The sequence below is a fragment of the Pseudomonas sp. B21-012 genome (assembly GCF_024749305.1).
Classification (GTDB): domain Bacteria; phylum Pseudomonadota; class Gammaproteobacteria; order Pseudomonadales; family Pseudomonadaceae; genus Aquipseudomonas.
Window position 1 is genome coordinate 1,569,185 of record NZ_CP087197.1, and the last position, 10,962, is coordinate 1,580,146.

At 63.5% G+C, this 10,962-nt stretch carries 7 protein-coding genes and 2 pseudogenes; 4 read left to right on the forward strand and 5 right to left on the reverse strand.

Annotated features, from left to right (window positions below; translation table 11 throughout):
• Window positions 1-16 precede the first annotated feature (16 nt).
• Window positions 17-1,396 carry a sodium:solute symporter gene (locus tag LOY37_RS07240; RefSeq protein WP_045193393.1) on the reverse strand — a complete coding sequence of 460 codons (1,380 nt, stop codon included), beginning with the start codon at window positions 1,394-1,396 and terminating at the stop codon, window positions 17-19.
• Window positions 1,397-1,541: 145 nt separating this feature from the next.
• A complete protein-coding gene (gene speB / locus LOY37_RS07245; RefSeq protein WP_045193392.1) occupies window positions 1,542-2,492 on the reverse strand; it encodes an agmatinase in 951 nt (316 codons plus the stop codon).
• A gap of 222 nt (window positions 2,493-2,714) precedes the next feature.
• On the opposite strand from speB, the gene LOY37_RS07250 reads away from it, so the two are divergent.
• From LOY37_RS07250 to LOY37_RS07260, 4 genes and pseudogenes are all read left to right on the forward strand, one after another.
• On the forward strand, window positions 2,715-3,608 hold the full coding sequence (locus LOY37_RS07250; protein WP_045193391.1) for a LysR family transcriptional regulator: 894 nt from the start codon (window positions 2,715-2,717) through the stop codon (window positions 3,606-3,608).
• Window positions 3,609-3,749: 141 nt separating this feature from the next.
• Window positions 3,750-4,055: pseudogene (locus tag LOY37_RS27530) on the forward strand (PAS domain-containing protein); the annotation flags it as partial.
• A 279-nt stretch (window positions 4,056-4,334) separates the two neighbouring features.
• Window positions 4,335-5,309: pseudogene (locus LOY37_RS27535) on the forward strand (methyl-accepting chemotaxis protein); the annotation flags it as partial.
• 78 nt (window positions 5,310-5,387) lie between these two features.
• Complete coding sequence (locus tag LOY37_RS07260) at window positions 5,388-5,987, forward strand: tRNA-uridine aminocarboxypropyltransferase (protein WP_258716555.1); 600 nt, start codon at window positions 5,388-5,390, stop codon at window positions 5,985-5,987.
• 15 nt (window positions 5,988-6,002) lie between these two features.
• On the opposite strand, the gene LOY37_RS07265 is transcribed toward LOY37_RS07260, so the two are convergent.
• The 3 genes from LOY37_RS07265 to LOY37_RS07275 are packed head-to-tail and all read right to left on the reverse strand — an operon-like array spanning window position 6,003 to window position 10,930.
• Window positions 6,003-7,358 (reverse strand): HlyD family type I secretion periplasmic adaptor subunit, encoded by a 1,356-nt coding sequence (locus LOY37_RS07265; RefSeq protein WP_045193388.1) that lies wholly within the window; start codon window positions 7,356-7,358, stop codon window positions 6,003-6,005.
• 10 nt (window positions 7,359-7,368) lie between these two features.
• The gene (locus LOY37_RS07270; protein WP_371128686.1) at window positions 7,369-9,516 is read right to left on the reverse strand and encodes a type I secretion system permease/ATPase; all 2,148 of its coding nucleotides are present in this window, start codon (window positions 9,514-9,516) and stop codon (window positions 7,369-7,371) included.
• 40 nt (window positions 9,517-9,556) lie between these two features.
• The gene (locus LOY37_RS07275) at window positions 9,557-10,930 is read right to left on the reverse strand and encodes a TolC family outer membrane protein (protein WP_258716556.1); all 1,374 of its coding nucleotides are present in this window, start codon (window positions 10,928-10,930) and stop codon (window positions 9,557-9,559) included.
• Window positions 10,931-10,962: the final 32 nt, after the last annotated feature.

Below are 10,962 nucleotides of genomic sequence, written 5' to 3' on the forward strand. Positions count from 1 at the left end.
GAGGTGCACCTGTCTATCAGGCCAGGTTGACGGCGCCTACCGGGCGGCGCGACATCAGGCTGACTACCACAAAGCTCACCAGGCCGATCGCCAGGCTGTAGTAGATCGGCGTGTTGGCATCCATCCCATCCATGATCATGAACGCCAGGGCGGTCACGAAGCCCAGGGTCATGCTGGTGATCGCCGCCGCAGTGGTGGCGCGTTTCCAGTAGATGGCGCCGATCAGCGGAATCAGCATGCCGCCCACCAGCAGGTTGTAGGCCAGGGTAAGGGCGCTGATCACATCGGTTACCACCAGGGCGATACCCAGTACGGCGATGCCGGTCAACAGGGTGAACAGGCGGTTGATGCCCAGGCTCGATTGCTTGCCGCCGCGCAGTTTCGGCAGCAGGTCTTCGGTCAGGACCGTGGAGGCGGCCAGCAGGCCGGCACTGGCGGTGGACATCATCGCTGCCAGCGCAGCGGCAATCACCAGGCCACGGATACCGTCAGGCAGGGTGGATTTGACGATCGCGGCAAAGGCGTTGTTGGCGTTGTCCAGGTCCGGCAGGAGGACATGCGCGGCCATGCCGATCAGTGCGCACACCAGGCCGTAGATCACGCAGTACACGCCAGCAGTGGTGCCTGCGTACTTGGCGACTTTCTCGTCACGGGCGGTGAACACCCGTTGCCAGATGTCCTGGCCGATCAGGATGCCGAAGAAGTAGATCAGGAAGTAGGTGATGATGGTGTCCCAGCCGATGGTGGTCAGGCTGAAGTTGCTGGCCGGCAGCTTGGCCACCAGTTGATCCCAGCCACCGACCTTGTACAGGCAGATGGGCAGCAGGACGAACATCAGGCCGACGGTCTTGATCACGAACTGGACGATGTCGGTCAGGGTCAGCGACCACATGCCGCCGATGGTCGAGTACACCACCACCACGCCACCACCGAGCAGGATCGCGCCCCAGAACGGCAGGTCGAACAGCACTTGCAGAACGGTGCCGATGGCCAGGGTCGAGGTCACCGCGATCATCAGCGCGTAGGCAAGCATGATCACCGCACTGGCCTGGCGGGCCATGGGGTTGTAGCGTTTTTCCAGCACCTGGGTAACGGTGAAGATCTTCAGACGCAGCAGCGGCTTGGCCAGGAACAGGTTCAGGGCGATGATGCCCAGGCCCAGCGCGGCGCACAGCCAGAAGCCGGAAATCCCGTGGACATAGCCCAGGCGTACGGTGCCGACGGTCGACGCGCCGCCCAGTACCGTGGCGGCCATGGTGCCCATGTACAGGCTAGGGCCCAGGTTGCGCCCGGCCACCAGGTAATCTTCATGGGTTTTTGCCCGGCGCATGCCGAACCAGCCGAGCGCGAGCATGCCGGCGGCATAAATCAGAACAACGAATATGTCCAAGGCCATGGGTGTCTCCAATTATCTTTATTATGGTGAGATCGACCCCGGCGCCAGGCAAGCCTGGCGCCGGGTCATTCGTCTACTCAGTGGGCCGTCGTTGCGGCCCGACTGTCATGGCTCCTGCCCTGTTGCAACTCCTGGTGTACTACCGTTAGCGGCGAACCACGCCCGGCAGTGCACAGAGCATTTCGTACAGCAGGTTGGCACCGAGCAGCGAGGTGTTGCCGGTGGTGTCGTAAGGTGGCGAGACTTCCACCAGGTCGCAGCCGATCAGGTCCAGGCCCTGGCAACCACGGATGATTTCCATCGCCTGGATGGTGGTCAGGCCGCCGATTTCCGGGGTGCCGGTGCCCGGTGCCCAGGCCGGGTCGATACCGTCGATGTCGAAGCTCAGGTACACCGGGCCGCCACCGACTTTCTCGCGCACTTCGGCCATCAACGGCTCCAGCGACTTGTGCCAGCACTCTTCGGCCTGGACCACACGGAAGCCCTGCTTGCGGCTCCAGTTGAAGTCTTCGGCGGTATAGCCCTGGGCGCGCAGGCCGATCTGCACCACGCGGTCGCAGTCCAGCAGGCCTTCTTCGACGGCGCGGCGGAAGGTGGTGCCGTGGGCGATCTTCTCGCCGAACATGTGATCGTTGACGTCGGCGTGGGCATCGATGTGCACCAGCCCGACCTTGCCGTGCTTCTTGTGGATAGCGCGCAGGATCGGCAGGGTGATGGTGTGGTCGCCGCCCATGGTCATGGGGATGACGTTGTGTTCGAGGATCTCGTCGTAGGCTTCTTCAATGATCCGTACGGCGTCGAGCAGGTTGAAGGTGTTGATCGCCACGTCGCCGATATCGGCAACCGACAACGAATCGAAGGGCGCAGCGCCAGTGGCCATGTTGTACGGGCGGATCATCACCGATTCGGCGCGGATCTGCCGTGGGCCGAAGCGGGTGCCGGAGCGCAGAGAGGTGCCGATGTCCAGGGGGATGCCGATGAACGCGGCATCCAGGCCTTCGGCGCTTTGCAGGTGAGGGAGACGGAGCATGGTGGCGATGCCGCCGAAGCGCGGCATTTCGTTGCCGCCCAGTGGTTGGTGCAGAATCTTGTCCACGGTCGGGCCTCATCGATTCGATTGTTCTAGTTGTTGGAACCTGTCTGGCTGGCCCGGGGCAACCCCTGAAATACCGGCAAGCAGGTGCATTGCGGCAGAGTCTGCAAAAGGTAGTGGATGAAAAGAATCGCTACAGGCAAATACTTAGTTCAGGTTTTTCTGAACTAATGCCGGTATTGCGGTTAGAATCCGGCCATCTGTAGCCCTGCGGACCGCGATCACATGGCCTCTGCCTTGCCCGACCTGAAACTCCTGCGCATCTTCGTCAGCATCGTGCGCCACCAGGGGTTTGCCAACGCCCAGCGCGAGCTGAACCTGTCGACCTCGGCCATCAGTACCTACATGAGCCAGCTCGAGGCGGCCCTCGGCATCGTCCTTTGCCATCGCGGCCGTGGCGGTTTCAGCCTGACCAGCAAGGGTGAACTGTTCCACCAGGAGACCTTGCGCCTGCTGGCAGAAATGGACGGTTTCGAGCAATACGCGGCGGCGCTCAAGGGCGAATTGCGCGGTACCCTCAACCTTGGGGTGATCGACTCCACCGTCGGTGATCGGGCCTTGCCTTTGGCTGAAGCTATCGGTGCCTACAGCCAGGAGCACCCCGCGGTGCACTTGCACCTGTCGGTGTCGAGCCCCTACGAGCTGCAACTGGGGGTGCAGGACAACCGCCTGGACCTGGCCATCGGCGCCTTTTCCACGCGCATGAGCGGGCTGGTGTATCAGCCGTTGTACCGCGAGCAACATTGGCTGTATTGCAGCAACCGCCACCCGCTGTTCAACGAGCGGCGCATTCCCGAGCAGGTGATTACCCAGCAGCGCATGGTCGGTCGCGGTTACTGGAGCCAGGCTGAGCTTGCCCGCCACGGCTTCAAGCACAGCGCGGCAACGGTGGAGAGCATGGAGGCGCAACTGATCCTGGTGTTGTCCGGCGCCTATATCGGCTACCTGCCGGAACACTATGCCCAGGCCTGGGCTGACAAGGGCGATTTGCGGGTGTTATCACCGGCGACCTTCGGCTATCAGGCGCCGTTCTCCATGATCATTCGCCGTGGCCGCAGCCGCGAACCCTTGATCCAGACCTTTCGCGATCTGCTCAAGGCGCAACTCACTCCAGCCTGAACGAAACGGCCCCTGAAAAATTTAGTCGCGCTTGCAAAAAATCCTGAAAATATCGGCCGCGACCCCGTAATTGCTCTGCTAAACCTGTATTGGCTTGATGAAATTTCCCATCTCTCCTTTGCAGGGATCGCCTAGATGCGCATGAATTTGCCCGTCACTGAGCATGAAAGAACCTTTCCGAGCGAACAGCGGCTGATTTCCACCACCGACCTCAACAGCCGCATCACCTATTGCAACGACGCCTTTGTCGCCATCAGCGGTTTTACCTATGAGGAGTTGCTCGATCAGCCGCACAACCTGGTGCGTCATCCGGACATGCCCCCCGCGGTGTTCGGGCATATGTGGGAAACCATCAAACAGGGCAAACCCTGGATGGGCGTGGTGAAGAACCGCGCCAAGAACGGCGACTTCTACTGGGTCAGCGCTTACGTTACGGCGATTTACGAAAACGGCCGGATCAGCGGCTACGAGTCGGTGCGCTCGGTACCGACCCGCGAGCAGATCCGCCGGGCCACGGCGTTGTATGCACGGTTGCGCCAGGGGCGCAGCCCGGTGCCGCTGGCGGCTCGACTGGGCGCGACAGTGGAACACGGCTGGCCGTTGGTCGGCGCTGGCATCCTGTCTGTGATCAGCTACCTGTGGCTGCCCCAGTACGCCGCCCTGGGTGTGCTGATGGCCAGCCTGCTCAGCGCCTGGTACCTGATCGAGGCGCGGCAGAACCGAGTGATCCGCCGCACCCTGGGCGAACACCCGAAAGCCTTCACCAGCCCTCTGGTAGCCCTGACCTACAGCGACAACAGCGGCCTGCAGGGCCAGCTGGACCTGGCGATCATCAGTGAAGAAGCCCGCTTGCAAACGGCCCTGACGCGCCTGGTGGATGCCGGTGTCGGGGTCAAGACGCGCGCCGCGCAATCCTCCGACCTGTCCGGGGCCCAGGCGCAGATGCTCGACAAGCAACGCAGCGAAACCGATCAGTCGGCCACGGCGATTGCGCAAATGGCAGCGACCATCCAGGAAGTGACGCACAACGTGCAAAACACCGCCACGGCCGCCTCCGATGCCGATCACCTGGCCCAGCAGGGCAGTGACCTGGCGCAGCAAAGCCTGCGCGCCATGGGCAGCATGGCCGAGGCGGTCAGCGACATCGGCCAGGCGGTCAATGCCCTGGCCGACCAGACCCAGTCGATCGGCAGCGTGGTCGATGTCATCACCTCGATTGCCGAGCAGACCAACCTGCTGGCGCTCAATGCGGCGATCGAGGCGGCGCGGGCCGGCGAGCAGGGCCGGGGCTTTGCCGTGGTCGCCGACGAGGTGCGCTCGCTGGCCCAGCGTACCCGTACCTCGACCGAGGAGATCCACCAGATTATCGCCTCGTTGCGCGCCGGCGCCGAGCGGGCGGTGTCCAGTGCCAGCAAGGGCGAGCAGATCTCCCGCGACAGCGTGCACAGCGTCGAGGCGGTGCAGTCGGCGCTGGTGGGCATCACCCAGGCGGTCAGCCGCATCACCGGCATGAGCCAGCAGATGGCCACAGCCTCGGAACAGCAGAGTCATGTCGCCGAGGACATCAACCAGCAGATCACCCGCATTGCCCAGCTCTGCGATCACAGCGCCGGGCAGGCCAAGCAGGGCGCCGAGATCAGCCAGGACCTCGAACGCATGGCCGATTACCTGTACAGCCTGGCCGAACGTTTCAACCGCTGAAGCTTTTCGTCTCTCCCACAGGGAAGTGGGCTTTTTTCGGGGCTGCTGTGGCACACTTTGCCCGCTCAGGAGAACCCGATGTCCAGAATCCACTGCGAGCGCTGCCTGCGCCCACAAGCCCATTGCCTTTGTCCGCTAATCCCTTCCCTCGACAGCCGTACCCGCGTGCTGTTGCTGCAGCATCCCAGTGAAGTGCGCCATGCGCTCAATACCGCCAAGCTGGCGGCGCTTGGCTTGCGCAATGCGCAATTGCACGTGGGCGAAGTGTTCGAGGATCTGCCTGAGCTGCTGCAAGCACCGGGGTACCGCAGTGCCTTGCTGTTTCCGGGCGATGAGGCGCAGCCGCTGGTGGCCTATGCCGACGGCGAGGATCAGCGACCGTGGCAACTGGTGGTGCCCGATGGTACCTGGCGCAAGGCGAGCAAGTTGTTGCATGTGAACCCGTTGCTTGGCACGTTGCCGCGGGTAACCCTGGCCCAGGTCCTGCCTTCGCGCTATCGCCTGCGCAAAGCGCCGCAGGCGGGGGCAGTATCGACTCTGGAGGCACTGGTGCAGGCGCTCAACGTGCTGGAGGCGCCGGTTAATTTTGACGCGCTGTTAAAACCGTTCGAGGCGCTGATCGAGGGGCAGATTGCGGCGATGGGGCGCGAGACCTACGAGCGCAATCATCTGCGTTGAGCCACTGCGAGCGCCTCAGCGTTCGCGCATGGCTTCGGTACGTGCCTTGAGCACCGGCTTGAGCAGGTAATCGAGCACGCTCTTGTGGCCGGTGATGATATCCACCGTGGCAGTCATGCCGGGGATGATCAAAAGCGGTTTGTTATCACCACCCAGGTGGTTCTTGTCGGTGCGCACCTGGATCAGGTAAAAGGCGTTGCCCTTGTCGTCGGTGACGGTGTCGGCGCTGATCAGTTCGAGCTTGGCCTTCAGGCCGCCGTAGATGGTGTAGTCGTAGGCGCTGAACTTGACCATCGCCGACTGCCCGGGGTGCAGGAAGGCGACATCTTGCGGGCGCACCTTGGCCTCGATCAGCAGGTTGTCTTCCAGCGGCACGATCTCCAGCAGGTCACTGCCGGGCTGGACCACGCCGCCGATGGTGTTGACCTTGAGCAGCTTGATGATCCCGTGCACCGGCGAAACCACGGTGGTGCGGGTTACCCGGTCATCGATGGCGATGCTCGAGGCGGTGATCTTCGACAGGTCGGTGCGTTTTTCGTTGAGCTCCTTGGCCGCCTCTGAGCGAAACCCGGCTTCGGACTCTTCGATCTTGCTCTTGATCTCGGCCACCGCCGCTTCGGCGCGCGGGATTGCCAGGCTGGTGGCGTTGAGCGAGCCGCGGGCCTCAACGGCGCTGCGCTTGAGGCGCAGAATCTCCACCGGTGAGATCGCCCCGGTGCCAACCAGCGGCGTCGACATGTTCAGTTCCTGCTGCAACAGCGCCAAGGCCGAGCGGTACTGCTCGACCTTGGAGCGAAATTCGGCCAGTTCCTGGGTTTTTTGCCGCAGTTGCTCGTTGAGGGTCTGCTTTTCGCTGCTTAGCCGGCGCTGGCGCGACTGGTACAGCGACAGCTCGTCTTCAGCCACCTGCGGCGCCTTGCTGCGCACTTCTTCGGAGAGCTGGAACGGCCGGCCTTCGGCTTCGGCGGCAAGGCGCTCGACCTGGGCGGTGAGGGCAAAACGGTCAGCTTCGCTCTCGCCCTTGTTGGAGAGAAAACGCGTGTCGTCCAGGCGCAGCAGGGTATCGCCCTTGTTCACCATCTGCCCTTCACGGACGAAGATCTCGGTGACGATGCCGCCTTCAAGGTTCTGGATCACCTGGACCTTGCTCGACGGAATGGCCTTGCCTTCGCCCATGGTCACTTCATCGAGCACGGCGAACTTGGCCCACAGCAGCGCCACCAGCAACAGCCCCGCGGCCAGCCACACGGTGATCCGCGACAGACGCGGCGAGTCCTGCAGGGTGGCGCCGGCCACATCGGGCATGAACTCGCGTTCGGCGGTTTTGCCGAAACTCTGGAAGTAGCTGCGCAGGCCTTGGCTTACGGACATGAATGACCCCCTAGAGTGCCGCGCCAACGCGGCCTTTGCGCAGTGCATCGATGACCGCTTCCTTCGGCCCGTCGGCAACGATCTTGCCGTTGTCCAGTACCAGCAGCCGGTCGACCAGGCTGAGCATCGAGGTGCGGTGGGTGACCAGCAGCAGGGTCTTGCCCTGCACCCAGCCATGCAGGCGCTGGCGCAGCTGGTCTTCGCTGCTGTTGTCCATGTGGCTGGTGGGTTCGTCGAGGATCATGATCGGCGGTTCGAGCAGCATCGCCCGGGCCAGCAGCACGGCCTGGCGCTGGCCACCGGAAAGCAGCTGGCCGCGCTCGCCGACCGGGCGGTCGAAGCCTTGCGGGTGCTGGCGGGCCAGCTCGCTGACGCCGGTCAGCTCGGCCACTTCAAGCATGCGCGCGTCACTCACATAGCGCGCGCCAAGGGTCAGGTTGTCGCGCAGGCTGCCGGCCAGCAGCGGCAGGTCATGGGCGACGTAGCCCAGTTGGTGGCGCAGGTCGGCGATGTCCAGTTGGCGCAGGTCGAGGTTGTCGAGCAGGATCTGCCCTTCGTCCGGGGCATAGAAGCCCATCAACAGGCGCGCCAGGGTGCTCTTGCCCGAGCCGCTGCGGCCGATGATGCCGATGCGTTCGCCCGGCTTGACGCTGAAGCTGATGTCATTGAGGGCGGCAGCGTTCTGGCCGTGGTAGCGAAAGCTCACATGGCTGACGTCGAGGCCGCCGTGCAACTGGGTGCGCTCCAACGGTTGCTGGCCGGCCTGGCGCTCCTGCGGCAGGGCCATCAGCGCGTCGGTGCTGCGCATGGTCAGCTGTGCCTGCTGGTAGCGGGTGATCAGCCCGGCGATTTGCCCGAGCGGTGCCAGCACCCGGCTGCCGAGCATGTAGCTGGCAACCAGGGCGCCGACGCTGAGGTTGCCGGCAATGATGCTGTAGACCCCGGCAACGATGGTGGCCATGCCGCAGAACTGCTGGATGAACAGCGTGCCGTTGGTGGCCAGTGCCGACAGGTTGCGGGCGTGGGCGTCGAGGCGGGTGAGGGCGCCGTGGGTGCTTTCCCACTGGTACTGGCGCTCGCTTTCGGCGCTGCAGGCCTTGAGGGTTTCCAGGCCGCCGAGGGTTTCGATCAGCAGCGCCTGGCGCACGGCGCCCAGGGCCAGGCTTTTTTGCACGGTATCGCGCAGCCGCACCTGGATGAACAGGGCAAAGAAAATGGTCACCGGGAAGGCAATCAGCGGGATCACCACCAGCCAGCCACCGAGCAGGCCGATCACCGCCAGCATCAGCACCACGAAGGGCAGGTCGATAATGCTGGTCAGGGTCACGGCGGTAAGGAATTCACGCAGGCCCTGGAAGTCATGAATGCTCTGGGCAAAGCCGCCAACCGTGGCCGGCCGGGCTTTCATCGACATGCCGGTGATGCGTTCGAACAGGGTGGCGGAAAGAATCAGGTCGGTCTTTTTCCCGGCCTGGTCGAGCAGGTGGGCGCGGACCACGCGCAGGGTCAATTCGAACAGGGTGCCGATCAGCAGGCCGGCGCTCAGTACCCACAGCGTCGAGGTAGCCTGGTTGGGCACCACGCGGTCGTAGGTCTGCATGACGAACAGGGGCACCATCAGCCCCAGCAGGTTGATCAGCAGGCTGGCGAGAATGGCGTCGCTGTAGAGCCAGCGTGAGAGTTTGAGGGTGTCGCGAAACCAGGCGTTGACCCGTGGCATCAACGGCGCACGCAGGTCTTCGAGTTCATGGCGGGGGCGGGCGAACAGCGCCTCGCCGGCGTAGGCTTGCAGCAGTTCTTCGCGGCTGACCCACTGCTCGCCGCCTTCGGCTTCACAGGGCAGGATCAGCGCCCGGCCGTCATCGCCCCAACGCCGCAGCACCGCGCAGCGGCCGTCCTTGAGCAGCAACAGCACCGGCAGGTTGAGCGCCGAGATCGCTCCCAGCTCACGCCGCAGGATCCGCGCCTGCAAACCGGCCCGTGCCGCTGCCCGGGGCAGCAGTTCAAGGCTCAGGCGTTGCTCGGGCAGCGGCAGGCCGGCACTCAGGCCGGCGCGACTGACAGTGCAACCATGCAGCTTGCAAAGGATCAGCAAGCCATCGAGTAGCGGGTCATCGAAACTCTGGCGCGGATCTATTGCCGAGCTCGCAGGTTGCATGCTGGTCACAGTCGCCTACTCCTGCCGCAGTTGGAGGGGTTTAGCGCATATCGGGCAGGCGCGCCTCGCTCTTCACTTCGCTCTTGGCGATCGCCTCGGGTGGCAGCGAGATGCGCTGCTTGTTCAGCAGCTCACCCATGTTGGCCAGCACCCGGTACATGGAGAACTCTTCGGTGTAGCGCACTTCGGTGTAGCGGCGGTTGGCGTTGTACAGCTCGTTTTCACTGTCGAGCAAATCGAGCAGGGTGCGTTGGCCGAGGCCGAACTGGTCCTGATAAGCCGCGCGCACACGGGTGGTGGTCTCGGCGTATTCGCGGGCCGCCCGCAGTTGTTTTTTGGCGTTGGTCATGGCGTTCCACGACAGCGACAGGTCTTCGGTAATCTGGCGCAGGGCGTTGTTGCGGATGTCCATGGCCTGGTTGATCTTGTGCGCATCGGACTGCAGGCGGGCCTTGTCGCTGCCGCCGCGGAACAGGTTGTAGCTGAGCTCGACACCGGCCTGCCAGTCGTTGTTGTCGTGGCCGACCTGACCTGCGGTGTTGTTGTTGGCACCGGTTGCCAATACTGCGTCAATACGCGGGTAGAACGGCGACTTGGCCACTTCGTACTGCTGCTCGGCCGCATTGACGTCGGCCTGGGCGGATTTCAGGTAAGGGTTGTTTTCGAGCATGTCCTGACGTGCAGCAGCCAGGTCAGCAGGCACTTCACCCTTGATGGTCGCCGGGGTTTCCAGCTCATCGGCCGGGCGGCCAACGACACTGTAGAACCTGGCCTCGGCATCGGCCAGGTCGACCTCGGCAGTATCCAGGTTGTTCTCGGCCAGGGCGCGACGGGCAGTGGACTGGTCGCGGTCGGCGTTGCTGCCGACCCCGCGCTCACTGCGCAGGCCGATCTGGTCGTTGACCCGCAGGTGCGCCTGCAGGTTGTTCTTGGCCAGGGTTACCAGCTCGCGGCGTTTGAGCACCTCCAGGTACGCCTCGACGGTACTCAGGGCGACGGACTGGGCGGTGGCCTGGGTGTAGTAGGCCCGCGAGTTCACCACTGCCTCGGTACGGCCGACTTCGTTGGCGGTGTTGAAGCCGTCGAAGAGCATCTGCCGCAGGCGCAGGTCGGACTGGGTGTAGGTCAGTGTCTCTTTATTATGATTACGCGTGCCGTCGGCATTGAAACCACGGGTATTGGTGTTGTCGGAGCGTTGCCGACCGTAACCGGCCACCAGGTCGACGGTGGGGAAGTAACCGCCTCGGGCGAACTTCACGTCTTCATCGGCCGACAGCCGGCTGTTTTTGCTGGAGCCGATTTCCGGGTGGTAATCCACGGCGCTTTGCACAGCCTCATTAAGTGACATCGCCTGGGCATTGGCACATGCCATGGCCAACAGAATTGCGCTGGTGATGGGGGTCAAAACGCGCATGGGTTACTTCTCCCTGATTTCTAATAATGGTC

Bases quoted from the DNA above. Each gene is read 5' to 3' on its own strand.
- LOY37_RS07270 (WP_371128686.1), bottom strand. From the start codon at position 9,516: ATGCAACCTGCGAGCTCGGCAATAGATCCGCGCCAGAGTTTCGATGAC.
- LOY37_RS07265 (WP_045193388.1), bottom strand. From the start codon at position 7,358: ATGTCCGTAAGCCAAGGCCTGCGCAGCTACTTCCAGAGTTTCGGCAAA.
- LOY37_RS07275 (WP_258716556.1), bottom strand. From the start codon at position 10,930: ATGCGCGTTTTGACCCCCATCACCAGCGCAATTCTGTTGGCCATGGCA.
- LOY37_RS07240 (WP_045193393.1), bottom strand. From the start codon at position 1,396: ATGGCCTTGGACATATTCGTTGTTCTGATTTATGCCGCCGGCATGCTC.
- LOY37_RS07250 (WP_045193391.1), top strand. From the start codon at position 2,715: ATGGCCTCTGCCTTGCCCGACCTGAAACTCCTGCGCATCTTCGTCAGC.
- LOY37_RS07260 (WP_258716555.1), top strand. From the start codon at position 5,388: ATGTCCAGAATCCACTGCGAGCGCTGCCTGCGCCCACAAGCCCATTGC.